Genomic DNA, 25,493 nt, shown 5'->3' on the forward strand with positions numbered 1-25,493 from the left:
GGACCGCATGCTGCGATCGTTTCAGCGAAGCCATATCGCCTTTGTCCATGACATCATCATGGCGGCAATCTCCTTCCCGTTGGCATTGTACCTGCGGGTCGGCGAAGGCGTGGTTTACTATGCGCCGCATAATATTCTGTTTTCGGCTGGCATCTTTACGCTGATTGCTGCCGTATCCTTCTGGTATTTCGGGTTGTATCGCGGCATCTGGCGGTATGCGTCGCTGAATGACGTCATCCGGATTGCCAAAGCGGTTTCTGTTGCGGTTGCCGTCCTTTTCCTTGTTCTGTTTCTGACCACGCGTCTGGACTGGATGCCGCGTTCAGCGCCGATCATTCAGTGGTTCCTGCTGATGGCGCTTCTGGGCGGATCGCGTCTGACCTATCGGATTGCCAAGGATAAATCGACGGCGCGTGCATTGGTGCGCCAAGGCACATCACGCCTGCCAGTCCTGCTGATCGGGGCAGGGGATGAAGCAGAAGCCTTTATCCGTGAAACCGAACGTTCTGCTGATACCCCATTCAAGGTCATTGGTATCGTTTCCCTGACCCAGGGCCGGGTCGGGCGGAACATGCATGGCGTTGATGTTCTGGCGACTGTCGATCAGCTCGAAGACGTCCTTCGGAAATTGCAAAAGGGCAGATATGGCTTGCCGCGTCGACTGGTTTTGAGCGGTGATGCCCTGCGCCATGAAGATAACGCCAAATGGGTCGAGGTTGCTGATCGCTATGGCATGACGCTGGCGCGTCTGCCGAAACTTGGTGATCTGCGCGAAGGCCTTGCCGATCCGCTGCAAATTCGCCCCGTCGCGATTGAAGATTTGCTGGGGCGTCCGCAGGCCAGACTGGATCGCGATCGTGTGCGCGAAATGATTGCCGGCAAGCGGGTTCTGGTCACCGGCGCAGGTGGGTCGATTGGTTCGGAACTGGTGCGTCAGATCGCATCCTATGGCCCCAGCAGCCTGACCTTGCTGGATGCCGGCGAGTTCCAGCTTTACGCCATTGATATGGAAATGGCGGAAAAATACCCCGACCTGCCGCGCGACAGTATTCTGGGCGATGTACGGGATCGAACCCGGATCGGTCAGGTATTCGATCGCTACAAACCTGAAATCGTGTTTCACGCGGCAGCCTACAAGCATGTGCCGCTGGTCGAACACAACCCCAATGAAGGTGTCCTGACCAACACCCTTGGCACGCGCAATGTGGCTGAGGCCTGCCGAACAGCCGGTGTGGGTACGATGGTTCTGATTTCAACTGACAAGGCGGTTAATCCGGCCAATGTCATGGGGGCATCAAAACGTTTGGCGGAATGTTACTGTCAGGCGCTGGAAACCTTGCCGCCTGAAGAACGTGGATCGACACGCTTTGTCACTGTGCGCTTTGGCAACGTTCTGGGCTCTACCGGTTCCGTCGTGCCGCTGTTCAAGCGCCAGCTTGAGGCTGGCGGCCCATTGACCGTAACCCACGAAGGTATCACCCGATACTTCATGACCATTGCCGAGGCGGTGGAACTTGTTCTGCAGTCCGCAGAACTTGGGCGTCATGGCGTGACCGAGGGTGGCAAGATTTTCGTCCTTGATATGGGGCGTCCGGTCAAGATCATCGATCTCGCCCGACAGATGATCCTGCTTTCGGGCTTGCAACCCGATGAGGATGTGGAAATCAAGGTCACCGGGTTGCGCCCCGGCGAGAAACTTTACGAAGAGCTTTTCCACGATTCCGAGCCGCCCGTTCCGACCGAAACTGATGGTGTGCTTCTGGCAGCGCCGCGTGTGGTTGATTACGGTCTTATCAAGCAGGTCTTTGATGCGCTTGAAGACAGTGCGACCAACCGCAACACGGCAAAAACGCTGGAACTGATCAGTCAGTTGGTCCCGGAATTTCAGCCGCCCGAGATCGGCGTGAAGTCGATCTTTGCTGACAAGAATGGCAGCGAAACCGAGACAGCCTCTTAAAGCTATTTCTCACTGCATTTTCCTTTTGTCGTTCGAAGAGCCGCATGTTCATTCTTTATTGGAATGAATTCGTGCCAAATTGTCGTTTGTCATGCCTGAAAACGGGCCATATTTTCCCATTCTGATGCTGATTGGGAATGATCTTGTCCGGCAAGGTCATTCCACAGGTTCAATGTGATCCCGTCTTTTGGAGGCCCCATGTCGACAGACGCCTTTGTCCATCCTGATGAAATCCGTTCGATGTTTTCCAGCGCGATGTCTGACATGTATCGCAGTGAAGTACCGCAATATGGCACGCTGATGGAGCTGGTTTCCGAAATCAATCAGAACATGCTTGAAGCTGATCCCAAATTTGCCGAAAGCCTCGAGCATAATGGCGAGCTTGAGCGTATTGATCTGGAGCGCCATGGTGCAATCCGGCTGGGCAAGCCTGAAGAGCTTTTCAACATGCGCCGACTTTTTGCGGTCATGGGCATGCATCCGGTCGGCTATTACGACTTGTCCGTTGCCGGTGTGCCGGTGCATTCAACCGCCTTCCGCCCGGTTGACGAGGAAGCGCTTAAACGCAATCCGTTCCGCGTCTTTACCTCGCTCCTGCGTCTTGAACTGATCGAAGACGAAGATCTGCGAAAGCAGGCCGAGAGCATTCTGGCAAAGCGTGACATCTTTACCGCGGATGCGATCAAGCTGATCTATCTGGCAGAGAAAAATGGTGGTCTGACCCGAAGCCAGACCGAACAGTTCGTTTCCGAGGCACTGGAAACCTTCCGTTGGCACAGTGATGCGACCGTAACGCTTGAAACCTATCAGAAGCTGCATGATGCCCATCGCTTGATTGCTGATGTTGTCTGCTTCAAGGGGCCGCATATCAACCACCTGACGCCGCGCACCCTTGATATCGATGCCGTGCAACAAGACATGCCCAAACGCGGCATTACGCCCAAGGCCATTGTCGAAGGCCCGCCCGCACGGTCCTGCCCGATCGTGCTGCGTCAGACCAGCTTCAAGGCGTTGGAAGAATCGGTAAACTTCATCGGAAACAAGGCCGATGAAAAGGCTGGCACCCACACCGCACGCTTTGGCGAGATCGAGCAGCGCGGCATTGCCCTGACTGCAGAAGGCCGCAAGCTTTACGATACGCTTTTGGCCGCGACCCGCCTTGCGGTGCAGATCAATGCCGGTGGATCGAACGCGCGTGATTACGAAACGGAACTGGCCGAACGTTTCCTGGCTTTCCCGGATGATTACGAAACCCTGCGTGTCGAGAAACTGGCCTTCTTCCGCTATAGCCCGACCAAGGCTGGTCTGAATGCAGCGAGGAAGAGTGAGTTGACCAGTTCTATCGATGAGCTGGTAGATCAGGGGTATCTGCGGGCAGATCCGATCATTTATGAGGATTTCCTGCCGGTCAGTGCCGCCGGGATTTTCCAGTCGAATCTTGGCAGTGACGAACAGAAGAACTATTCCGAACAGTCCAATCAGGATGTGTTCGAGGAATGCCTTGGGGCGCCGGTTGGTGACGAACTTGCCCTCTACGCTGGCCTTGAGCAGGACTCCCTGAACACTGCCCTTGAAACACTTGGTGTGCGTAAAAACGTTGCCTGATCGCTAGCTTGGTAGAATTTGAACGGGGTGGCAGTGATGCTGCCCCGCTTTTTTGTTGGCGTGTGGATTTGTCTCAACACACTCAGAAAGCCGCCATGCAAGAATTCGGGGTCCACATTTTGCGCCGCACATGCTAAAGCTCCGCGCGAAACATGGTTCGGACTCATTGATCATGTGTCGGCCCGGATCGGATGCGTTGTTGTCTGATCCCTTTTGAAGGCCGGTTCGCCTGCACACTGTCATTTCGCATGCACGAGCAGCCATGCGCTTCCTGATTTTGTGGGCCGATATATCATCAATGGGTCCGCAACCTTCATCAAATTGATGCATGAAAGCGAACCCAATGACTGCTCGTATTGCGCGCGCGCTTATTTCCGTTTCCGACAAGACCGGTCTGGTCGAATTTGCCAAATCCCTTCACGCCCAGGGCGTTGAAATCCTCTCAACCGGTGGCTCTGCCAAGGCAATCGAAGCCGCTGGTGTGCCGGTCAAGGAAGTTGCCGATCACACCGGTTTTCCCGAAATCATGGACGGTCGTGTCAAGACTCTTCATCCGAAGATTCACGGCGGCCTTCTGGGCCGCCGTTCTCTTTCCAGCCATATGCAGGCGATGGAAGATAACGACATTTCCCCGATCGATCTGGTCTGTGTGAACCTGTATCCGTTCGAGGAAACCGTTGCCAAGGGTGCCGATTTCGACACCTGCATCGAAAACATCGATATCGGCGGGCCAAGCATGATCCGCTCTGCGGCCAAGAACCATGAATCGGTTACTGTGGTTGTCGATCCGTCCGATTACGACCGCGTCATTGCCGAGATGAAGGGCAACGATGGTGCGACCACGGCTGAAACCCGTCGCGTTCTGGCGGCCAAGGCCTTTGCCCGCACGGGTGCTTATGACTCGGCGATTTCAAGCTGGTTTGCCGGTGAACTCGGTGAAACCTTCCCGCAGCGCCTTAATGTTTCAGCCGAATTGAAACAGACGCTTCGTTACGGCGAAAACCCGCATCAGCAGGCCGCGTTCTACACCAATGGCAAAAACCGCCCGGGTGTGGCGACCGCGACCCAGCTTCAGGGTAAGGAACTGTCTTTCAACAACCTGAATGACACCGATGCCGCGTTTGAGCTGGTGTCTGAATTCGATGACAAGCCGGCGGTTGCAATCATCAAGCATGCCAATCCGTGCGGCGTTGCCGAAGGTGAAACTCTGATTGATGCCTATCACAAGGCGCTGTCCTGTGACCCGGTATCAGCATTTGGCGGCATCATCGCGGTCAACCGTACCCTTGATAAGCAAACGGCCGAAGAAATTGCCAAGCTGTTCGCTGAAGTCGTGATTTGCCCGGATGCAGATGACGCCGCCAAGGAAGTTCTGGCAGCGAAGAAAAACCTGCGTCTTCTGGTCACCGGCGGCATGGCCGATCCGGCTGGTGAAGACATGACTCTTCGGTCGCTGGCAGGCGGGTACCTTTTGCAGAACCGCGATGCCGGTCGTGTCAAACGTGAAGAGCTCAAGGTCGTTACCAAGCGCAAACCGTCCGACTCAGAACTTGATGACCTTCTGTTTGCCTTCCGCGTTGGCAAGCACGTCAAATCAAACGCCATTGTCTATGTCAAAGACGGCAAGACTGTTGGCATCGGTGCCGGTCAGATGAGCCGTGTGGACAGCTCGCGCATTGCAGCGTGGAAAGCCGAAGAAGCTGGCAAAAACGCAGATGAAAGCGATCTGCGGACGCAGGGTTCGGTCGTGTCTTCTGATGCGTTCTTCCCGTTTGCGGATGGTCTTCTTGCCGCGGTCAAGGCGGGTGCCACCGCAGTGATCCAGCCGGGTGGTTCCATGCGCGATGAAGAAGTCATCGCCGCAGCTGATGAAAATGACATCGCCATGGTCTTTACCGGCATGCGTCATTTCCGCCACTAGGTGTTTGGCACCCAGTAAGCTCACTTTAAAAATACGGCGTCTCCGATCAGTTTTTCGGAGGCGCCGTTTTTGTTTTAATGTGTTTGCGTCGGACTGTAATCGGTGCGTTTCGGCCCTTGACCGTGATTTCCTCAAGCGGTCCGAAACTCTGATCTGTCAGATCGGCATCAACGACAATTTCATCGGCCTTTGCTGCCGAACAGAGCCGTGCCGCGACATTGACGGAATCCCCGATAACTGTGTAATCACGCCGGTCTTCCGGGCCGATTGCACCTGAAATGACCGATCCGCGATATATACCAATGCCCAATGCACGCGGGAAATTGAACTGACCCATTGTTGTCAGGATTTCTTCTGCGGCGACAAGCGCGCTTGCCCCGCCATCATCTCTATCGAAACGGGCAAGTATCGCATCGCCTATCATCTTGTCGATATCGCCGCCATGGGCACGCAGGATTCGAACCTGCAACGACATCAGTTCATTGAGAAATCCAACAACGTCTTCGGGTGAATTCTGTTCTGAAAAGCCGGTGAAATCGCGAATATCAGAGAAGAAAAGCGTGGTAACGACATTCTGAGATGTGATCTTGCCTTGTTGATCGCTCGCGCGCGCAGCATTGACAGCAGATGTCGAGACAAATGACTCTAGTCTTTTGCGCAATTCGTTGAGGGCACCGGTACGGGCATCAATATCAGCCTGTGCACGGCCAACAAGTTGATTAAGAACCCACAAGAGACCAAGCAGCAATATCAGAGGTACAGCAATCGACGGAATGATTGTTCGGGTGAAAATCTTGTCCAGATAGCCGACCGGTTCGTAGAGTTCAAAAACAGCCCGCAGGGTGTTTTCAGCATCAAAAACGGGAACATATAGCTCATATTGCTGGGAGCCGTCGGTTAGGTCCTTGGTGACAATTTCCGGCGCACTGTTCTCGATGACAGAAATCAGGGCTGCGCCATCTTCTCTGGTGCCAATTTCAGAGGAAATAGTCGCAAACAGCACCTTTCGCTCGAGGTCATAGACCTTGAGTTCAGGAAGATTGAGCTCTCTGACTTCATCGGAAAATGCTTTGCGAAGTGGTTGCGCCCCGGATAGGTGGGCAAGCTCCTCGGCAGTTTGACCCGACATCAATGCTTGCCAGGCATCGGGTGCTGCGACTTCTACTGCGCGCGCGATTGTTTGTGCGCGGCGCTGGGCAAGCTCAAGATAAATCGATCCTACGACTTCACGTGCCGTCATTCCGATCAGCAGGATGGACAGAAGCAGAAAAACACCGGCCATCGGCATGAATCGGCGCTTGAACAGCCGCTTTAAAGGAAAGGGCTGGTCCAGAGCCGCCGAGTCGTTTGTTGATCTTTTGTCCATCCGGGGTGAGCCATCGTGTCCGGTTTGACCTCAAGAGCCGTGTGGGTTTCTTATTTCAGGTTGTCACGGCCTGATCTGGCGCCTGATCAATCACATTGCCCTCAATGGCAACTGCGGCTGCCTGGTTTGATGGCTTATCGTTTTGATCGTTCTGATGAACGCGCAGCGGTGCGCGCCATTCGACACTGCCAAATGAATGACAGGACGGGCAGGAAACAACCCAGCGATCGGTTTCAGCGCCGCAGGCCCCGCAACGCCAATCCGGGTCCGGGTTGGCATGGCTTGCCTTGATCAGCAATTCTCGGGCTTTGGCACCATCCTGATTTTCGCGCAGCTCAAGATCAGCCATCAGACGGTAATGACGTGCTTCTGCCTTGGTTGCCATAGCCTTTTCAATATTGCTGCGTGCGATACCCCAGAGATCTGCTTCAAGGGCAGCCTCGGCGAGAACAATCTGGCTTTCGACATGATCAGGATTGTTGGCAACCAGTTTCTCGACCGATTTGACTTTCGCCAGCGGATCGCCGGTCAGCGTTTCCCGGAAAATCGTACCCAGTGCCGCGGACGGAGCCGTCCGCCAGCTTTGGATCACCACATCGCGGGCCTTGCTATCCTGTTTCAGATCACGATAAAGCCCGGCCAGCAGAACAGCCGCCCCGGTGAAGTCGGACGCAGAATTCAGTGCCTTGCGCAGAAGCTTGATGGCTTCTGCATTTTCACCCTCGGCAATCGCATCTTCTGCCTTGGCGGTGATCAGAAGGGCACGGCGATGGGTCAGTTCAGTTTCGCTGAAAACAGAAGCCTTTTCTGCATCAACCAGCAGGCTAAGGGCACGATCCCAGCGTTTTGAGGTCAACAGCAAGTCAAATAGTGTGACGATGACCGCCGGGTTACGCGGCCGCAAACGGTGTGCGCGTTCGGCATAATCAAGAGCAGCTTCACGGTCATTGGCCTTCAAGGCCAACTGCAAAAGGCCGCGCAGGCCAAAGAACGCCGAGTCGGGTTTTTCCAGCATGGCTTCGAACTGGCGCTTGGCGGCGTCGTTATTGCCATCAAGTTCGGCTGCCTGCGCAGTCAGCAGGCGGGTCAGTGTGTCATCTTCAAGATAGCGATCAACCGCGCGGGTGTGTCGAAGCGCTTGGCGCACATCGCCAGATGCCAGTTCCAGCAAGCCCATGGTCAGAGCCTGCTGACCTTTTTTGCGGCGGCGGCTGCCCAGAAGGCGGCCAAGCCAGCCCGGCGAATTGGCAATAATCGTCCAACCGCGCCACAACAGAACCAGAACCGCAGTCAGGGCCAGCAGTGCAAGGGTGACCATGCCGATTGATCCGTCAAAGCGATATCCCAGCCAGACAATCGTCATGCGGCCCGGATTATCGGCAAACCAGACGGTACAGAAAACCAGTGCCGCAGTGATCAGAATAAAAATCAGAAGGCGGATCATTGGCTGCCCTCCGGACTGGTGCTGGTCAGAATGCTGATCGCGTGTGAGCTGAGTGTCGCAATCGCCTCATTCAGGGTCTGGCGATTTTCAGCGGCCTGGAGCCAGTCACTGACGGCGGCGGCGGCATGATCGCCCTCAACCCCCTGAAGGGCGGCGACAGCTGCATCAAGGTCATCCTGTGCAAGCGCGTTTTCGGCCAGAACCAGGCGACCCTCAAGCGACTCTTCGCCTGCTGCATCAACACGGCGGATCGGGATCAGCTTTTTGATGTTCGCCCACGTGGCATCAAGGACACTGCCAGAATGGTCATCGGTTGCGGCCGCAACGGCTTCCTGTGCCATAACAGGGAAAGACTGGCGCAACTTTTCAAGGGTCGGTGCGCCTTGTTCTGACAATGGTTTCAGGGTTGTGATCTGTTCTGCAATTACTTCGTCATCGCCTGCACTGCGCTCAAGCTGGTTCAGTGCAATTACGAACGGTCCACCACGTTGAAGGGCATCGCGCAGGATGGTAACGGCCATGGCAATTGCCTGACCGCGGCTTTCGACACGCAGGCCACTGGTCGCACGAACTTCTTCTTCCATGGTCGACAGTCGGGCGGACAGTTCACGCATTTCGTTAGCCACACCGGCCAGTTCGCTTTCGACCCGTGCCAGTTCCTCAATCGGTGCCGTGCGGGTTTCGATTTCGGCCATACGGCGCGTGACCGTGTTGTTCAGTGTATCGCCACGTTCGTTATTCAGACGTTCACGAAGGGCATCAATCGTGCCTTCCAGACGTGAAAGGCGTTCTGTCAGATCGGGATCAACAACCACAGATCCATCCGGGATGGGGCTGGCACTTGCTGTTGATGCGCTGTCATCGGTTGCATCTGGCAGCATTTCTTCGGTTGCGAGCGCACCATCATCCTTCTCAGCCATTCCGGCATCTTTGCTGGGGTCTGGAAGTGTTGCACTATCTGAAGAAGTACCATTTGTAGGCGCGTTCGTAACGGTAACGTCGCTGCCGTTCGCGGAATCCGGGCCAAAGCCCTCGGGCGCGATTTCGGCAAGGAGCTCACTTGGCACATATTGGGCCAGGACCGGTTCCGCATCGCGCCACCAGATTGCGCGGGTCAACCAACCGGCGGCCAGAGCGCCGATGATGATGATCACAAACAGGAACAGGGCTTTGCCGCCACCACCACTTTTGCGTTTTGGCGCTGTGCCCGACTTGGCTGCTGCGGCCTTTGCGCTTTCGCCGGGTTTGGCATCCTTGGTTTCAGGTTTTGCTGTGCTACTCGTTGCTGCACTTTCGCTGCTGGGTTTGCCGGCAGCACTGTTGTCTTTGGTCGCGGTGCTTTCGCCAGACTTGGCCGTTCCAGCGTTTGGTACGCTGGACTTCGACGCAGTGCTTGTCTCGGCCTTTTTCGGGGTCGAGTTCGCATTGCCCTTGCTATCAACGGAAATGGTATCAGACGACTCTTTGGTGTCGGCCGATTTTGCGGAAGCATTGGTTTTTGGCGTTTCTGGTGTTTTCACGATCAGACCATTGCAGTTTGCGGTTATTCCCAAAACGGCGTCAGGCGCAGGATGCCATCACGACAGGGACCCTAGCTCAGAAAGAAGGTATTCTTGTGTCGGTTGTGATGCAACGCGCGTTCTATGCCATGTAAGGTCGGATATCTTCGATTGCACCGCCGGACTCAGGCAAATCGCGCTTGTTCCGGCCAAGTCTCTCTCCAGCTTATAGCTGTGCACAAGCTTAACAAAGGTTTCTGCAGTGCGGGGAGAGAAAAATAAAATGGCTTCAATATGATGCTTGCGAAGCGCCTCAAGGACATCCCCTGAAAGGGTGTCGCTTTCCTGCGCTTCGTAAACGGTTTGCCGGTCGACCCGATGCCCGTCAGCCAATAGCATTTGACCAAGATCACCGGCGGTTTTGCGCGCGGCCGGATGAAAAAGGGTTCCGCCTGCGGGATCAATCATTTTGCGAATCAATGCGGCCAGATCATGGATGTCACCATTGGCCGAATGGACATCATCAAAGCCGTAGTCACGGCATGTTCGGGCAGTGGCATCGCCAACACAATAGGCGGGAAGTGAACGGTCTTCGGTCAGCTTGGCAAAGGCCCGCACGCCGTTGGCAGATGTAAAGATCACTGCCTGGTAGACACTGATATCAAGCGGGTCTGCCGGTGTCGGAAAGATAATACTCAGCATCGGCGCAGACAGGTGGCGGAAGCCGCGCTTGTCAAGCGCGGCCAAAAGGTCGGCAGAGTCTGTGTCGGGCCGGGTATTTAGTACCAAGGGTCCCATCTGCGTCCCTGTCTGTTGCCAAGATCAAGCGGAAATGAAATCCGGTCCGCCACGCTGCTTAAGCTCTTCACCGGCATCTGTACCCGCCGCACTCGCCGTTTCCATATCCGGCTGGGCGATCATGCGTTCTGTATCAAGACGTTCACTGCCATCGGGACGCACAATTGAGACACGCAGTCGCAGGCTGCCATCATCCTGAAATTCGGCCAGTGCTGCAATCGGGGTGCGGCATGATCCATCAAGTGCCTTAAGGGCCGCACGTTCTGCTGCAACCCGAACGGCGGACGTTTCGCAATGAAGTGCAGAAAGCCATTCTTTGCTCTGCGTATCAACTTCGCGGATGGTAATCCCGATTGCGCCCTGTGCAACGGCGGGCAGCATTTCGTCTTCGGAAATGGGTGCAGTGGCAATATCAGGTTGCCCCAGGCGGTTCAGGCCAGCCATCGCCAGAAGGGTTGCGTCCACCTGTTCTTCGCCCAGTTTGCGCAGACGTGTCTGCACATTGCCACGGAAGGTCACGACCTTGAGATCGGGAAACTTGTTTAAGATCATGGCCTGACGGCGAAGAGATGCCGATCCGATCACGGATCCGGCCGGCATTTCGGCAAAGCTTTTGTATTTCAGCGAAATAAACGCATCGCGGACATCTTCACGCGGCAGAATGGTCGGCAAGATCATGCCATCGGGCAAGACCGTTGGGACATCCTTCATGCTGTGAACTGCAAGGTCAATCTCGCCGCCCAGAAGGGCGTCGTCGATTTCTTTGGTAAACAGCCCCTTGCCACCGATCTCCGACAGGGCGCGATCAAGGATCTTGTCACCGGTTGTTGTGATCACGGTGATGGCAATTGCGCCTTCTTCGGCAAGTTCCGGATGGGCATTTGCCAGTTTGTCACGGACCTCATGTGCCTGAGCCAGAGCCAAGGGCGAACCACGGGTGCCGATGCGAAGTTTTGCTGTATCTGTCATGGGTGAAGTCTTAGTCTTAAAACTGTTTGAAAACAAGGTCTGCGGGCAGCCTTCTGCCCCGATAAAAGGCGAGAATTTTCGGTGATTGTAATTGCTCGAAACTCGGCTGCATTGATTTAGGTCGCAGGTCAAAAAACTTCGACCCGCCGGCGAAACGCGATAACTGCATATGGCCGTTGCGCAGCACAGGGGTGGAAAGCACAGAAACTTTCCGCTACATCATCGCCACGCCTATAATCGAATTCCGATTGCCGCGCATGTCGGCAGAGTTGGTGAAACGGATCAGGATCATGATCGTTCTGGGTATCGAAACAAGCTGTGATGAAACGGCCGCAGCCGTCGTGAATGACAAGCGCGAAATTTTGGCAAACCGTGTTTTGTCCCAGCTTGATGATCATCGCCCCTATGGCGGGGTTGTGCCCGAAATTGCCGCGCGTGCCCATCTTGAACATCTTGATCGTCTGGTGGCCGAGGCCATGGATGATGCCGGTGTTGATTTTGATGATCTTGATGCCGTGGCCTGCACTGGTGGCCCGGGACTGATCGGTGGGGTAATGGTCGGTACCATGACCGCCAAGGCGATTGCCTTTGCCGCGCAAAAACCGTTCCTTGCCGTCAATCATCTTGAAGGTCATGCGCTGACTGTGCGACTGACCGACGATGTCGCATTTCCCTACTTGTTATTGCTGGTATCCGGCGGTCACTGTCAGGTTCTGATTGTCGAGGGTGTTGGCAAATACAAGCGTATCGGCACCACGATTGACGATGCAGTCGGCGAAGCATTTGATAAAACGGCCAAGATGATGGGGCTTGGTTATCCCGGTGGCCCGGCGCTTGAAAAGATCGCTGCCAAGGGTGACCCGAACCGTTTCGGTCTGCCACGCCCCTTGCGTGGGCGTCCGGGGTGCGATTTTTCCTTTTCCGGTCTTAAAACTGCCGTTCGGACCTATATGGATAGTTTTCCGGTCGAACAGCAGACCAAGGAAGTCAAAGCCGACCTTGCTGCATCATTCCAACGCGCGGTAGGTGACACCCTGATTGATCGCGCACGCAATGCGGTATTTGAATTCATGCGCGATTATCCCGCTGGCAAGACGCTGGTGCTTGCGGGCGGGGTTGCTGCAAACAAGTACCTGCGCAGCCGACTGGTGGAGCTGACCGATCAGGCCGGTATGGAGCTTGTCGCGCCGCCACTTCATCTTTGCACCGACAATGCCGCGATGATCGCCTGGGCTGGCTTGGAACGGTTCCGGCTGGGGGAACGCGATGATCTTGATTTCAAGCCGCGTCCGCGTTGGCCACTTGATCCCGAAGCGCCCAAACGTCCGGGTGCCGGGGTTAAGGCGTAAGACAAATCCGCCGTGTTTGACGTAGTTGCCGATCCTCGAAATAACTTCATTTTTGCCGGAAAAACATCATGAAAAAGCGCATTACTGTTGTCGGTGGCGGTGCCTGGGGAACGGCCTTGGCTGTTCAGGCGGTGCGGGCTGGTGAAGACGTTGAACTGATTTTGCGCAACGATGAACTGGCTGACCGGATTAACACAAAGGGTGAAAACGACCTTTATCTGCCCGGTATCGAACTGCCGGGTGCCTTGCGGGCGACCACGCATTATGAGGGTTTGCGCGATTCTGATGCGGTTCTGCTGGTAACACCTGCGCAGCATTTGCGAGAAACCCTGACAAAATTGTCATCTCATTGGCCAGATACGCTTCCGGCGGTGATTTGCTGCAAGGGCATTGAAAAGGAAACCGGCGCGCTGATGGCACAAGTGGTGTCCGAAACCCTTGGTGATGTGCCGGTCGCGGTCCTCTCGGGACCGACATTTGCACAGGAAGTCGCCGTCGGGCTGCCAGCAGCCATTACACTGGCTTGCGAAGATCGTGCCTTGGGCAAACGTCTGGTGGAGTTGATCGGTACGCCGGAATTCCGTCCTTATTTCAGCACCGATGTCGCCGGTGTGGAGGTTGCTGGTGCAATCAAGAATGTTTTGGCGATTGCAAGTGGCGTGGTGGCCGGCCTGAAATTGGGTGACAACGCGCGTGCGGCCCTGATTACACGTGGTATTGCCGAAATGTCGCGTCTGGCGGTTGCCATGGGTGGTCGGGTTGAAACCATGTTGGGGCTTGCCGGTCTTGGTGATTTGACCCTGACCTGTACCGGGACCCTATCTCGCAACTACACCTTTGGCGTTGCACTGGGCGAGGGCCGCAAGGCGCAAGACATTCTGGCAGAACGTCGTTCCGTGACCGAAGGTGTCCATACAGCCGCATCCATCACCGCCGTTGCCAGCAAATATGGTGTGGAAATGCCAATCTGTGCGGCGGTTGATCAGGTGGCAAATCACGATGCGGATCTGCGCAGTACGATCAATGCCTTGTTGCAGCGTCCGTTTCGCGATGAACTTGAAAACACTGATTAAATCCCTTTCTCACGGTTATTTGCGTCGCAGTTCGGCTTGAGAATGCGCGGGGCTTCTGTCAATTTACGGAAATTGATTTCATAAAGAAGCAGGAAACCGTCCATGCATTTCTACATTCGTTGTGTCGATAAGCCGGGGCACTTTGATGTCCGCAAGGCCAATCGTGAAGACCACCTTGCTTACATCAAAGGCGGTTTTACCGATCGTATTGTCGCGGCGGGTCCGACCCTTGATCCCGATATGGAAGGCATGAACGGGTCTGTCTTTATCATCGAGTTCGACAGTATCGATGATGCCCGCGAATTTGCAGCCAATGATCCTTATGCCAAGGCTGGCCTGTTCGAATCCGTTGTCATTCGCCCGTTTAAAAAGGTCTTCTGATAAATGGCATACTGGCTGGTCAAAACCGAACCGGGAAGCTGGTCGTGGGACGACCAGGTCAAAAAGGGTGTGGAAGGCTGGGATGGTGTACGTAACCATCAGGCCGCCAAGAACCTGCGTGCGATGAAAATCGGCGACAAGGCGTTCTTCTATCATTCGGTGAATGAAAAGCGGATTGTCGGCATTGTTGAGGTGGTGCGCGAATATTATCCGGACCCTACCGATGAAAAGGGCAAGTTCGTTCAGGTGGATTTCGAAACGGTCAAGCCGTTGAAAACACCTGTGACCCTCGCCGATATAAAGGCTGATCCACGCTTTGCCGATCTTGCCTTGCTCAAACAATCACGTTTGTCGGTCATGCCGATTGATGACGCATCCTGGGCCGCGATTTGCGAGATGGGCGGGGTCGACCCATGAGCGACCTGCCAGAATCCGGAACAGTTCTGTGTGCGCTCAGCGATCTCGATGCCACTGGTGCCAAGGGCCTTAATCTTGGCGGCACCGGCATCTTCGTTGTCCGCAGTGGCGATGACGTTTTTGGCTATATCAACAGTTGCCCGCATATCGGCGTGCCGCTGGATATGGAGCCCGACGAATTCATCAGCGATTTTGGCGATGAAATCATCTGTTCGACCCATGGTGCACGTTTTCGTATCGAAGACGGCGAATGCGTCTCCGGCCCGTGCGCAGGCGACATGCTTGAACCAGTTGCGGTGAAAGTTAAAGACGATCAGGTCGTGCTGGCCTGATCGTCTGCCATATGTGGAGTTATTGCCAGGATCGGGCGTTATCCTGTCGTCTTTGCAATCACTTCATCAATGTGTTTGGTGATTACGTCCAGCTGATCTGGCTCTGACAGGCGATGATCGCCGGTCTTGATCAGATCCACGCGGACATCGTCGGTGACCAATGCCTCGGTCAGGCGGATCGCCGTTTGCCAAGGCACGTCCGGGTCCTGCATGCCTTGAACCAGCCGGACAGGGCAGGTGAGGTCAATTGGCTTGCACAGCAAGAGTTGGTTACGGCCATCTTCGATCAGATCGCGGGTAATCGTGTAGGGATCATCGCCATATTCGGTCGGCTCGATCAGGGCACCCTCGTCCATGATGGTCTTTTTCTGATCTTCGCTGAACTGCGCCCACATCAGGTCCTCTGTAAAGTCGGGTGCAGCAGCAATACCAACCAGACCGGCAACGCGTTCTTTGCGGGCAAGGGCTGCCAGAAGCATGATCCAGCCACCCATCGACGACCCCACAAGAATCTGCGGGCCTGAGGTGATTTCATCAAGAACTGCAATGGCATCTCCGGCCCATTGACCAATCGTACCGTCGGCAAATTTGCCCGACGATTGTCCGTGACCGGAATAATCAAAGCGGGTATAACCCACCCCCTGCCGAATGCAGTGCGCCTCAAGGTGAGTTGCCTTGGTTCCGGTCATGTCTGACATGAAACCACCAAGAAACATCACACCGGGCGTATTGGGCACCTGTACGTCAGATTGCTTGCCCGGTGTGTGATGGTATGCGATTTTTAAGCCATCTGGACGGTTGAGAAATTCGGGCTTTGCAGGCTGTTGCGTCGGCAGGTCATGTGTCATTCGGGGCTTGGGTCCTTGGGTGTTGATGGTTGGAGTTGCATGAGCGCGTCAGAAGTAATGACAGATACAGTCTATCGATCAGAGCCCCAAGCGCAAGGCGGGGACTATCGACCTGCCGTTATTTTACAGGTACTTCCCGAACTGGATGCTGGTGGTGTGGAGCGCGGGACAGTCGATATTGCGCGCGCCATCGTTGATGGCGGTGGCAAGGCGCTTGTCGCTTCACAGGGTGGCCGGCTGGAACGTGAATTGGCCCGTTTTGGTGCGAAGCATATCAATCTGCCATTAAAGTCGAAAAACGTCCTGACCATGCGCAAGAATATCGATGCACTCGTCAAGGTCATCCGCGACGAGGGTGTCGATATCATCCACGCACGGTCGCGTGCCCCGGCCTGGAGTGCTTACTTTGCTGCACGCAAGGCTGGCATTCCGTTTGTCACGACCTTCCACGGCACCTATTCCGGCTACAATAACCCCTTCAAGCGCCGCTATAATGCGATAATGACCATGGGTGATCAGGTGATCGCGATTTCCAAGCACATCGCCAATCACATCAACAAGTATTACAAGGTCGAGCCGGACCGCCTGAATATCGTACCGCGCGGCACGAACGTTGATTTGTTCAACCCGGAGAATGTCAGTCAGGAACGCCTGATAGCACTTTCTAACCAGTGGCGTCTCGATGGCGAAGAATATGTGATTATGTTGCCGGGGCGTATCACGCGCTGGAAGGGCCATTGTTTTCTGATAGAAGCGCTGCCCGCCGTTCTTGAGGCACTTGGCCATCGTAAGGTTCGCTGTCTGATTGTCGGCTCCGATCAGGGCCGCACCGGATATCGTGAAGAAGTTTTGCAGATGACTCGCAGATTGGGTCTTGAGGACATTGTTCATATCGTTGACCACTGCAACGATATGCCGGCAGCTTACATGCTGGCAGATGTTGTCGCATGTCCATCGACAGAGCCCGAAGCCTTCGGTCGTATCCCCTCTGAGGCGCAGGCAATGGGGCGCCCGGTTGTGTCGACTGCCCATGGTGGGGCGATGGAGACGGTGCTGCCCGGTGAGACTGGTTGGCTGGTAAGTCCCGGTGAGGTTGATCAACTCTCTCGGGCGCTTATTCAGGTTTTGAACCTGACACCGGAAAAACGCGCCAAACTGGCAACCAAGGGACGAAATCACGTTATCGCCGAGTTTTCGTTAGAGCAAATGGCAGAGCGGACGTTGAATGTTTATGCCAAGGCGCTGCGCCGCGTGATCAGGAACGCTGCATGATCGACAAGCAAGCTGAGCATTTGGCGACGGAATCCGACGGTTCTGATGCACGCGAGCGTATCTTGGTGATTAAGCTGTCGGCTCTTGGCGATGTTGTGTTGGCCATGGGGCCGTTTGCGGCCATTCGCGCTGCCCACCCCGATGCGCATATCACTGTTCTGACCACGCGGCCTTATGTCGATCTGATGAAGGCAACCGGATTTTTTGACTCAATCGCCATTGACCGCCGTCCGAAATTGAGCCAGCCGCGGGAAGTGCTCGCACTGCGTCGTTTTCTGAAGAATGGCAACTTTGATCGTATCTATGACCTTCAGACGTCTGATCGAACCGGTTTCTATTTCAAGCTTCTATGGCCAGGTCCCAAGCCTGAGTGGTCGGGTATTGCCAGGGGATGTTCACATCCGCATGCAAATCCGGAACGCGCAAGCATGCATACGATCGACCGCTTGGCTGAACAGCTTGCTGACGCAGGTATCAAGGATGTTCCGGCGCCGTTTATTTCAGGGCCGGATATCGATCTGGACCGGTTTGGTATTCGAAGCCCGTTTGTGCTGATCTGTCCTGGCGGTGCGCCGCATCGCCCTGTGAAACGGTGGCCTGCCGAACGGTTCGGGTTGCTGGCCAAGAAGCTGGCTGACTATCGGTTGACGCCGGTTCTGATCGGCACTGACAGTGAAGCAGATGTTCTGAACCGGATTGATCAGATGTGCCCCAAGGCGCGTAATCTGATGGGGCGGACAGGTTTTCTTGATATTGCATCGCTTGCTGCGCGATCGGTGCTGGCGATTGGCAATGATACCGGACCCATGCATATTGCCGCTGCTGCCGGTGCGCCGTCAGTCGTTTTGTTTTCCCGTGATTCTGATCCGAAACGCTGTGCGCCGCGCGGTCATGGCCCGAATGCCGTGAGTATCGTGCGTGAAGGCGATCTGCGTGAACTGACCGTAAATCGGGTTATGGATGTCATTCGTCAGCGCCTTGATCTGGTTGATTAGGATTTAGGGTGTTTGCTCTATTTGGCATTAAGGAACAAAAGCGCGGAAAATGGCGCTTTGAAGCCGCTATAGGTGCCTAAAATCATTGCTTTCTGAACGCACGTGGATATGCTAGGTCAGGTCTTGCAGAAAACACCTGTTAAGTTGCCTGTGTGTTTTACTGTTTCTGTTTCTGACCGATTTGTTTGATGACCATAGGAGATTATCCATAGCACGACCACGCAAACCGATGCAGCCGACCAAGGAAGGTCCGCGCGTCAATGAGGATATCAAAGCCCGTTCCATCTGTGTTGTTGACGCTGAAGGCAACATGTCCGACCCGATGACGGTGCGTGAAGGCATTGAAATGGCAGCCGAAGTTGGCCTCGACCTTGTCGAAGTTGCTCCGAATGCCGAGCCGCCAGTGTGCAAGCTGATTGATTACGGCAAGTTCAAATACGAACAAAGCAAGAAGCAGAACGAGGCCAAAAAGAAACAGAAGGTTATCGAGGTCAAGGAGATCAAACTCCGTCCAAATATCGATATCCATGACTACAACGTCAAACTGCGCGCCGCGCAGAAGTTTCTTGGCGGCGGAGACAAGGTGAAAGTCACGTTGCGTTTCCGTGGACGTGAAATGGCTCACCAGGACCTTGGTCTTGGCATGTTGCAGCGCTTCTCGGGGGATCTTGAAGACCTCGCAAAGCCCGAAATGATGCCAAAGATGGAAGGCCGTGTTATGATTATGGTGCTGGCGCCGCGTTAAGACGCGGCGTTTTGCCGTTCTACCCCAAGGTCCAAGCCAAAGAGGGAATGCCATGCCAGCTGGAAATGATCTGCTGATTATTGGTGTCGATGACGACCCCAAGAGCCTGGTTCTTCTGAAACGAATCGTCGAAAGTGGCGGGTTCACGTTTCAGGGCGTTTCCTCTGGCAAGGATCTTCTCAAGCTTCTCAAGACCAAGCGTCCACGCATTATCCTGATGGATATCATGATGCCTGACATGAACGGGTTCGAAACCGCGATCAATGTCCGCACGCATTTCCCCGATCTGGCCTGTGCCATCATTTATGTCACTGCAAGGCAAGGCGAAGAAGACCTGCGCGGCGGCGTTGCGGCAGGGGGCAACGACTTTGTCCTGAAACCGATCAACCGCGAAAAACTGATGAGCCGAATCGAAAAGTGGATCGGCCGGGCACATACCATCAAGACCGCCATTTGATCTGCTGTTTGTTACGGCGTCCTGATTTTCAATCGTTTTTGAGCATTAGCAGGTTTGTCCACCACTAGGGGACAAGCCAAGCAACAATCGTGTCGATATAAACCGAAAATGCTGAAAAGCTGATGACGCCAAGGGCCGTCGTCACCAACACGATTGAGGAACTCCGCACGATATAGCGGTCATAGGTCGTGGCAACGACGAACACATTTCCTGCGGTGGGCAGCGCGGCAAGCAAGAGGATAGCCTTTGTCTCAAGCCCGCTTGTCGAACCAACAATCCAAAAACCGATAAACACTGCGATCGGGTGCACGATCAGCTTGGCAACCGACATGGTGGCAAGCTCCGCACGCTTCTCGGCAATCGGTCGACCGACCAGCGCAACGCCGATGGCGAACAGCGCTGCAGGGCCCGCACTTTGCCCAAGAAGATCAAGCAGATAGTCGACACCGTCTGGCCACTCAAGATCAAGCAAGCTTGCAGCGACACCAACGATAATCGCCAATACCACCGGATTGGTAACGGTACCACGTATGATCTTGCCAGCCGGATTGCTGCCCTTGGCATGCTTTGCACTTTCGAGTAGCAAAAGGGATAGAGGCAGCATCAAAATCAGATCAACTGCCAAGGCAACAATCAGTGGTACGGAGGCTTCGGGGCCCAGTAATCCGATGATGAGCGGCAGCCCCATAAAGCCGACATTGCCCATGGTCCCTGCAAAGGAAAACAGCGTCTGGCTGGTTGGGTCGAGGTCGAACACCTTTGCTGCGATCAGGCGTGTTACACCGTAAACCACAAGGGTCGCCGCCCCATAGGCCAGTATGATATCAGGTTGCCAGATTTCCGAGGGGCTGCGGGTTGCCAGTGCCTTGAACAAAAGGGCGGGCAAGGCAAAATAGAACACAAACCCGTTGATGCCGCGCATGCCATCGGGGGAGACGATCCGAAATTTTCCGCCGACCCAGCCAAGGCCGATCAGGGCGAAGAATGGCAAAATGATTGATGTGATTTGCGACATGTAATCAGTCAGTTGGCAAAATACGGGGTGGCAGTTCAGGCTACAAAAAGTGGCCGTTGGGCACAATGGCGGCGCAATGCCGCAAAAAGCAAGGGGAAAGGGCGGAATTGGCCCTTGAAAAAGGTCAAGTCGGAGTCTATAACCACCCGTCCCCAAAACAGGTGGTGAGGCTGGAAGGTCTGTATTGGTCCTTCAGGGCATGCCCAGCCGCCGTAGGGGATTTCGTTTTCATTGCTTTTGCAAGGATAGAAAAATGCCCAAGATGAAGACCAAAGCGAGTGCTAAAAAACGCTTTAGCCTGACCGCAAGCGGAAAAGTGCGTCGCAACGTGGCAAACAAACGCCACCTGCTGACTGCAAAACCGACCAAGATGAAGCGCCAGGCGCGTGGTACAGAGATTCTGTGTGACGCCGATGCCCGCATCGTCAAAAAATTCCTGCCGTACGGTTAAGGTTAAGGAGAGTTAAATGGCTCGTGTAAAAGGGGGCGTGTCTTCGCACGCTCGTCACCGCAAGGTTATTAAGGCTGCCAAGGGTTACCGCGGTCGCCGCAACAATACTTTCCGCACCGCCGTTCAGGCTGTGGAAAAAGGTCTGCAGTATGCATACCGCGATCGTCGCGTTAAGAAACGCCAGTTCCGCTCGCTCTGGATTCAGCGTATCAACGCTGGCGCACGTGAGAACGGTCTGAGCTATTCCCAGTTCATGAATGGCCTCAAAAAGGCTGGTGTTGAACTGGACCGTAAGGTTCTTGCCGACATCGCAGTGCGTGAGCCGGAAGCTTTTAAAGCTCTGGTCACCCAGGCGCAGGCTGCACTGGACTGATAAACCTTTGTAAAAAGGTTTCATCGGCACTTGCCTGATTTGATCAGGGGCGGCCATATTGGCCGTCCCTTTTCTTTTTGTGAATTTTAAACCCAAGCCAAAGCGTCGGAAGTTATGGAAAACATCGAAGCATTGCGCGAAGAGGTTCTGGCGGAAGTTGAAAACGCAGCGGATCTGACCGCGCTTGAAGACGTCCGCATCAGCGCCCTTGGCAAGAAAGGCCGCATTACCGGCCTGATGAAAAACCTTGGCAAGATGGACCCGGACCAGCGTCGCGAATTTGGTCAGACGCTGAATGCCGTCAAGGACCAGGTCGCTGGCGCAATCGAAACCCGAAAAACCGCCCTTGAAGATGCTGCCCTTGAGGCGCGTCTGTCGGGTGAGCGGATCGACGTCACCCTGTCCTCGCGTCCGGATGAAACCGCGGGTCGTGTTCACCCGATCAGCCAGACGATCGATGAAATCGTCTCGATCTTTGGTGAAATGGGCTTTGCCCTTGCTGAAGGCCCGGATGTTGAAGACGACTTCCATAACTTCACCGCGTTGAACATTCCGCCGGAACACCCGGCGCGTGAAATGCAGGACACCTTCTATCTGCCCGAACAGGAAGATGGTTCGCGCCTTGTGCTGCGGACCCACACCTCGCCGGTGCAGATCCGCACCATGCAGAGCAAAACGCCGCCGATCCGCATCATCGCGCCGGGTCGTACCTATCGCTCTGACAGCGATATGACCCATACGCCGATGTTCCATCAGGTCGAAGGTCTGGTGATCGACAAGAAGACCCATATGGGTCACCTCAAGGGGTGCCTGCTTGAGTTCGTCAAAACCTATTTCGAACTTGATGATGTGCCGGTGCGCTATCGTCCGAGCTTCTTCCCATTCACTGAACCGAGTGCCGAAATGGATATCGGCTGTTCGCGCAAAGGTGGGGAACTCAAGATTGGTGAAGGCGACGACTGGCTGGAAATTCTCGGCTGCGGCATGGTTCACCCGCGCGTGCTGAGCGCCTGTGGTCTTGATCCCGAGGAATATCAGGGCTTTGCCTTTGGTATGGGCATCGAACGTATCGCGATGCTGAAATACGGCATTCCCGATCTTCGCACCTTCTTCGATACCGATCTGCGCTGGCTGAAACATTATGGTTTCGTGCCGCTGGATGTACCGAACATGGTAAGGGGCTGAGATTATGAAATTCACACTGAATTGGCTGAAAGAGCACCTTGATACCGATGCATCGATCGAGGTGGTCGCCGAAAAACTGACCGATATCGGTCTTGAAATCGAAGGTGTGACCGATCGCGCGGCATCCCTTGCCGACATCCGTGTCGCTCATATCGAGGAAGCCGGTCAGCATCCTGATGCTGATCGCCTGAAGCTTTGCCGTGTTAATACCGGTGAAAAGGTTATTCAGGTCGTTTGCGGTGCACCGAATGCGCGCACCGGAATCAAAGTCGCACTCGCACAGCCGGGCGCAATCATTCCGATTGATGGCTCCAAACTGAAACCGGGCAAAATCCGCGGTGTCGAAAGTCAGGGCATGATGTGCTCCACCCGCGAGCTGTGCCTTGGCGAAGACCATGACGGCATCATCGAACTGCCGGAAGACGCTGAAATCGGTGCGCCGGTCGCAAGCGTTCTGGGGGCGGATGATCCGATCCTTGAAATCGGACTGACCCCGAACCGCCCGGATTGCACCGGTGTACGTGGTATTGCTCGCGACCTTGCGGCTGCGGGCATTGGTTCGCTTAAAGATGATCCGCGCCAAGAAGCGGTTGCCGGCAAGTTTGACAGCCCGATTGGCGTTGCGATCAGCAGCGACATTGCGGCAATCAACGCGGTACCGGCCTTCTATGGTCGTTACATCCGCGGTGTGAAAAACGCTGAAAGTCCGGATTGGCTCAAAGCCCGTCTTGAATCCGTTGGTCTGCGTCCGATCTCGGCACTGGTTGATATCACCAACCTTGTGACCCACGATCTGGGCCGTCCGTTGCATGTTTTTGATGCCGACAAGCTGTCAGGTGACATCAATGTGCGTTACGCGACCAATGGTGAAAAGATCGCAGCCCTTGATAACAAGGAATACGAACTTTCGGATTCGATGGTCGTGATCGCAGATCAGGCCAAGGCGCTTGGCATTGGCGGTATCATCGGTGGCGAAGAAACCGGCTGCGTTGATGAAACGACCAATGTGTTTGTTGAATGTGCTTTGTTCGATCCGATCAGCATTGCCAAGACCGGCCGTAAGCTTCAGGTCAATTCCGATGCCCGTTATCGGTTTGAGCGCGGCGTTGATCCGCAGTCGATTGCATGGGGCATGGAAGTTGCGACCCATCTTATCACCGAGCTTTGTGGTGGCGAGGTTTCGCATGTCGTCAAGGCAGGCGAAGTACCAAACCCACGCAATGCCTTTGACCTGCGCATCGACCGCATTCTGGAACTAGGTGGTGTTGCCGTCGAGGCGGATCGTGCCATCGACATTCTGAAATCGCTTGGTTTTGAAGTCAGTGGTTCCGCGCCGGTCATTACCGCCGTTGCGCCAACCTGGCGTCCGGACATCGTCGGTGAAGCTGATCTGGTCGAGGAAGTGCTGCGCATCGTCGGGTATGACAAGATCCCGACCGTCCCGCTTGAACGTGAGAGCAGCTTGCCGGTTCCGGCTCTGTCGCCGATGCAAAAACGTGTGGGGCTGACCCGCCGTGTCCTGGCATCGCGCGGTCTATACGAGACCGTGACCTGGTCCTTTACAGATTCGCGCTGGGCAAAACTGTTTGGCGAAATCAAAGACGGTCTCTATCTGGCCAACCCGATCAGTTCCGACCTTGATATCATGCGTCCGAACGCCTTGATCAACATGATCGCAGCGGTAGGTCGCAATCAGGCACGCGGGTTCTCGGATTTGGCGCTGTTTGAAGTTGGTCCGGAATTCTTTGGTGATCAGCCGGGTGATCAGCGTCTGGTGGCCGCTGGCCTGCGTTCAGGCGCAACCACAGAGCGCAGCTGGACAGGTTCGCGCCGCGATGTTGATGTCTTTGACGTCAAGGCCGATGCCGAAGCTCTGATTGATGCACTTGGCACCAATGCCGCCAATGTTCAGGTCAATACAGACGGTGCACCGGAATGGTATCACCCGGGCCGTTCAGCTGCCCTGCAGCTGGGTCCGAAAAATGTTCTGGGCTATTTCGGCGAACTGCATCCGAAGGTGCTTAAAACACTCGGCGTCAAAGGCCGGGTCGTGGCGTTTGAGCTGTTTGTGGAAAACGTGCCCATGCCCAAGAAAAAGGGCACGACCCGTCCTGCGTTGAACGCTTCAAGCTTCCAGTCGGTTGAACGCGACTTTGCTTTCCTTCTGGATGAGGGTGTCAAGGCTGAGGCGATCATCAAGGCGGCCAAAGGGGCCGATCGCAACCTGATCACGGATGTGACGATCTTTGACCTTTATGCCGGCAAAGGCATTGAGGAGGGCAAGAAGTCACTCGCCTTCTCGATCACGCTGCAGCCAACCAAGGCAACCCTGACCGAAGAAGAAATCGAAGCGGTCAGCAAGAAGGTTGTCGAGGCAGTCGAAAAGGCAACAGGTGGCTCCTTGCGCGCCTAGGATTGCTTCAGAAATCTCAATGAAAAACGGGCTGCTCCTGATTGGGCAGCCCGTTTTTTGTTTTTAGGGAACCGGTCAAAATTACCGACCGGGCCGTTTGCGCAGAACAGCATATTCGTCCTCGTCCAGATCAAGCGCGATCAGGTCGGGGCCATTGGTAAAGATGTGCCATTCCATATCGGTGTCATCGCATTCGATGGTCAGTTGATCGACCATGCTGTTCCATTCGCAGCGTTCGCGATCATCATCGGCTTCCAGTCGGCCGGTGCCGTTGTCATACAGATGCATGACCAGCAACTGCTCATCTTCGTCAATCGAGTAGACGCCATACGTTTCATTTGCAAAACGGTAATTGATTTCCGCACCATCCAGCCGACGCCACCCCCGTGGAAGTGGTTCACCGGGCTCGTGTTCGGCAAAGTAATAAGCCAGTGTCTGCATGTGGCTGTCATTCATGGTGCGCATGTCCGAACCACATGCGCTCAGGGCCAACAGGCCGAGCATCGCCAGAACAGGTTTGAGTGCAGGGCGACACAGGATTTGGGTCTTGAACATTGAACGCTCCATAGCAGGCACAGGGCAGCTTTTACCTGTCTGCCCGTTTCATGCTTAACACGAAGCAAGATAC

Annotated in this window: 24 protein-coding genes; 16 read left to right on the forward strand and 8 right to left on the reverse strand. The window is 55.0% G+C overall.

Going from position 1 to position 25,493, the window contains the following annotated elements; translation table 11 throughout:
* Window positions 1-7 precede the first annotated feature (7 nt).
* The 3 genes from HED22_RS06305 (at window position 8) to purH (ending at window position 5,483) form a co-directional block, all read left to right on the forward strand.
* Window positions 8-1,957 carry a nucleoside-diphosphate sugar epimerase/dehydratase gene (locus HED22_RS06305; RefSeq protein WP_167720231.1) on the forward strand — a complete coding sequence of 650 codons (1,950 nt, stop codon included), beginning with the start codon at window positions 8-10 and terminating at the stop codon, window positions 1,955-1,957.
* 198 nt (window positions 1,958-2,155) lie between these two features.
* Window positions 2,156-3,562 carry a VOC family protein gene (locus HED22_RS06310; RefSeq protein WP_167720233.1) on the forward strand — a complete coding sequence of 469 codons (1,407 nt, stop codon included), beginning with the start codon at window positions 2,156-2,158 and terminating at the stop codon, window positions 3,560-3,562.
* A gap of 343 nt (window positions 3,563-3,905) precedes the next feature.
* The gene (gene purH, locus HED22_RS06315) at window positions 3,906-5,483 is read left to right on the forward strand and encodes a bifunctional phosphoribosylaminoimidazolecarboxamide formyltransferase/IMP cyclohydrolase (RefSeq protein WP_167720234.1); all 1,578 of its coding nucleotides are present in this window, start codon (window positions 3,906-3,908) and stop codon (window positions 5,481-5,483) included.
* A gap of 46 nt (window positions 5,484-5,529) precedes the next feature.
* On the opposite strand, the gene HED22_RS06320 is transcribed toward purH, so the two are convergent.
* From HED22_RS06320 to hemC, 5 genes are all read right to left on the reverse strand, one after another.
* Window positions 5,530-6,765 (reverse strand): adenylate/guanylate cyclase domain-containing protein, encoded by a 1,236-nt coding sequence (locus tag HED22_RS06320; protein ID WP_167720236.1) that lies wholly within the window; start codon window positions 6,763-6,765, stop codon window positions 5,530-5,532.
* A 139-nt stretch (window positions 6,766-6,904) separates the two neighbouring features.
* Window positions 6,905-8,293 carry a heme biosynthesis protein HemY gene (locus tag HED22_RS06325; RefSeq protein ID WP_167720238.1) on the reverse strand — a complete coding sequence of 463 codons (1,389 nt, stop codon included), beginning with the start codon at window positions 8,291-8,293 and terminating at the stop codon, window positions 6,905-6,907.
* Window positions 8,290-9,813, reverse strand: a complete 1,524-nt coding sequence (locus tag HED22_RS19800) for a mitofilin family membrane protein (protein WP_167720240.1) — start codon at window positions 9,811-9,813, stop codon at window positions 8,290-8,292. The genes HED22_RS06325 and HED22_RS19800 overlap by 4 nt, the downstream gene beginning before the upstream one ends.
* 57 nt (window positions 9,814-9,870) lie before the next feature.
* Entirely contained in the window at window positions 9,871-10,590 is a 720-nt protein-coding gene (locus HED22_RS06335) for a uroporphyrinogen-III synthase (protein WP_167720242.1), read from the reverse strand.
* 24 nt (window positions 10,591-10,614) lie between these two features.
* The gene (gene hemC / locus HED22_RS06340) at window positions 10,615-11,559 is read right to left on the reverse strand and encodes a hydroxymethylbilane synthase (RefSeq protein WP_167720244.1); all 945 of its coding nucleotides are present in this window, start codon (window positions 11,557-11,559) and stop codon (window positions 10,615-10,617) included.
* Window positions 11,560-11,849: 290 nt separating this feature from the next.
* On the opposite strand from hemC, the gene tsaD reads away from it, so the two are divergent.
* From tsaD to HED22_RS06365, 5 genes are all read left to right on the forward strand, one after another.
* A complete protein-coding gene (gene tsaD / locus HED22_RS06345) occupies window positions 11,850-12,908 on the forward strand; it encodes a tRNA (adenosine(37)-N6)-threonylcarbamoyltransferase complex transferase subunit TsaD (protein WP_167720423.1) in 1,059 nt (352 codons plus the stop codon).
* Window positions 12,909-12,976: 68 nt separating this feature from the next.
* Window positions 12,977-13,981, forward strand: coding sequence for an NAD(P)H-dependent glycerol-3-phosphate dehydrogenase (locus tag HED22_RS06350; RefSeq protein ID WP_167720246.1), 1,005 nt, complete (start codon window positions 12,977-12,979; stop codon window positions 13,979-13,981).
* Window positions 13,982-14,083: 102 nt separating this feature from the next.
* Window positions 14,084-14,362, forward strand: a complete 279-nt coding sequence (locus tag HED22_RS06355; protein WP_167720248.1) for a YciI family protein — start codon at window positions 14,084-14,086, stop codon at window positions 14,360-14,362.
* A gap of 3 nt (window positions 14,363-14,365) precedes the next feature.
* Window positions 14,366-14,779, forward strand: a complete 414-nt coding sequence (locus tag HED22_RS06360; protein WP_167720251.1) for an EVE domain-containing protein — start codon at window positions 14,366-14,368, stop codon at window positions 14,777-14,779.
* The gene (locus HED22_RS06365; RefSeq protein WP_167720253.1) at window positions 14,776-15,111 is read left to right on the forward strand and encodes a Rieske (2Fe-2S) protein; all 336 of its coding nucleotides are present in this window, start codon (window positions 14,776-14,778) and stop codon (window positions 15,109-15,111) included. Before HED22_RS06360 ends, HED22_RS06365 begins: the two co-directional genes overlap by 4 nt.
* 38 nt (window positions 15,112-15,149) lie before the next feature.
* Here HED22_RS06365 and HED22_RS06370 read toward each other — a convergent pair whose 3' ends face one another.
* Window positions 15,150-15,959 (reverse strand): carboxylesterase, encoded by an 810-nt coding sequence (locus HED22_RS06370; protein ID WP_167720254.1) that lies wholly within the window; start codon window positions 15,957-15,959, stop codon window positions 15,150-15,152.
* A gap of 57 nt (window positions 15,960-16,016) precedes the next feature.
* On the opposite strand from HED22_RS06370, the gene HED22_RS06375 reads away from it, so the two are divergent.
* The 4 genes from HED22_RS06375 to HED22_RS06390 all read left to right on the forward strand — a co-directional run bounded on the left by HED22_RS06375 (window position 16,017) and on the right by HED22_RS06390 (window position 19,428).
* Window positions 16,017-17,231: a glycosyltransferase family 4 protein gene (locus tag HED22_RS06375; RefSeq protein ID WP_167720257.1), complete on the forward strand. Its 1,215-nt coding sequence runs from the start codon at window positions 16,017-16,019 to the stop codon at window positions 17,229-17,231.
* Window positions 17,228-18,226, forward strand: a complete 999-nt coding sequence (locus HED22_RS06380; protein ID WP_167720259.1) for a glycosyltransferase family 9 protein — start codon at window positions 17,228-17,230, stop codon at window positions 18,224-18,226. Before HED22_RS06375 ends, HED22_RS06380 begins: the two co-directional genes overlap by 4 nt.
* 229 nt (window positions 18,227-18,455) lie before the next feature.
* A complete protein-coding gene (gene infC, locus HED22_RS06385; RefSeq protein WP_167720262.1) occupies window positions 18,456-18,971 on the forward strand; it encodes a translation initiation factor IF-3 in 516 nt (171 codons plus the stop codon).
* A 52-nt stretch (window positions 18,972-19,023) separates the two neighbouring features.
* On the forward strand, window positions 19,024-19,428 hold the full coding sequence (locus tag HED22_RS06390; RefSeq protein ID WP_167720264.1) for a response regulator: 405 nt from the start codon (window positions 19,024-19,026) through the stop codon (window positions 19,426-19,428).
* Between the two features lie 64 nt (window positions 19,429-19,492).
* On the opposite strand, the gene HED22_RS06395 is transcribed toward HED22_RS06390, so the two are convergent.
* Window positions 19,493-20,443 carry an AEC family transporter gene (locus HED22_RS06395; protein ID WP_167720266.1) on the reverse strand — a complete coding sequence of 317 codons (951 nt, stop codon included), beginning with the start codon at window positions 20,441-20,443 and terminating at the stop codon, window positions 19,493-19,495.
* Window positions 20,444-20,696: 253 nt separating this feature from the next.
* Here HED22_RS06395 and rpmI point away from each other — a divergent pair, with 253 nt between their 5' ends.
* The 4 genes from rpmI to pheT all read left to right on the forward strand — a co-directional run bounded on the left by rpmI (window position 20,697) and on the right by pheT (window position 24,865).
* Window positions 20,697-20,894, forward strand: coding sequence for a 50S ribosomal protein L35 (gene rpmI / locus HED22_RS06400; RefSeq protein ID WP_167445371.1), 198 nt, complete (start codon window positions 20,697-20,699; stop codon window positions 20,892-20,894).
* A 16-nt stretch (window positions 20,895-20,910) separates the two neighbouring features.
* Window positions 20,911-21,267, forward strand: coding sequence for a 50S ribosomal protein L20 (gene rplT, locus HED22_RS06405; protein ID WP_008888574.1), 357 nt, complete (start codon window positions 20,911-20,913; stop codon window positions 21,265-21,267).
* A gap of 114 nt (window positions 21,268-21,381) precedes the next feature.
* A complete protein-coding gene (gene pheS, locus HED22_RS06410) occupies window positions 21,382-22,452 on the forward strand; it encodes a phenylalanine--tRNA ligase subunit alpha (protein WP_167720268.1) in 1,071 nt (356 codons plus the stop codon).
* 4 nt (window positions 22,453-22,456) lie between these two features.
* Window positions 22,457-24,865 (forward strand): phenylalanine--tRNA ligase subunit beta, encoded by a 2,409-nt coding sequence (pheT, locus tag HED22_RS06415; RefSeq protein WP_167720270.1) that lies wholly within the window; start codon window positions 22,457-22,459, stop codon window positions 24,863-24,865.
* A gap of 81 nt (window positions 24,866-24,946) precedes the next feature.
* Here pheT and HED22_RS06420 read toward each other — a convergent pair whose 3' ends face one another.
* The gene (locus tag HED22_RS06420; protein ID WP_167720272.1) at window positions 24,947-25,420 is read right to left on the reverse strand and encodes a hypothetical protein; all 474 of its coding nucleotides are present in this window, start codon (window positions 25,418-25,420) and stop codon (window positions 24,947-24,949) included.
* Window positions 25,421-25,493: the final 73 nt, after the last annotated feature.

The sequence above is a fragment of the Thalassospira sp. HF15 genome (genome assembly GCF_011806525.1).
GTDB lineage: Bacteria > Pseudomonadota > Alphaproteobacteria > Rhodospirillales > Thalassospiraceae > Thalassospira.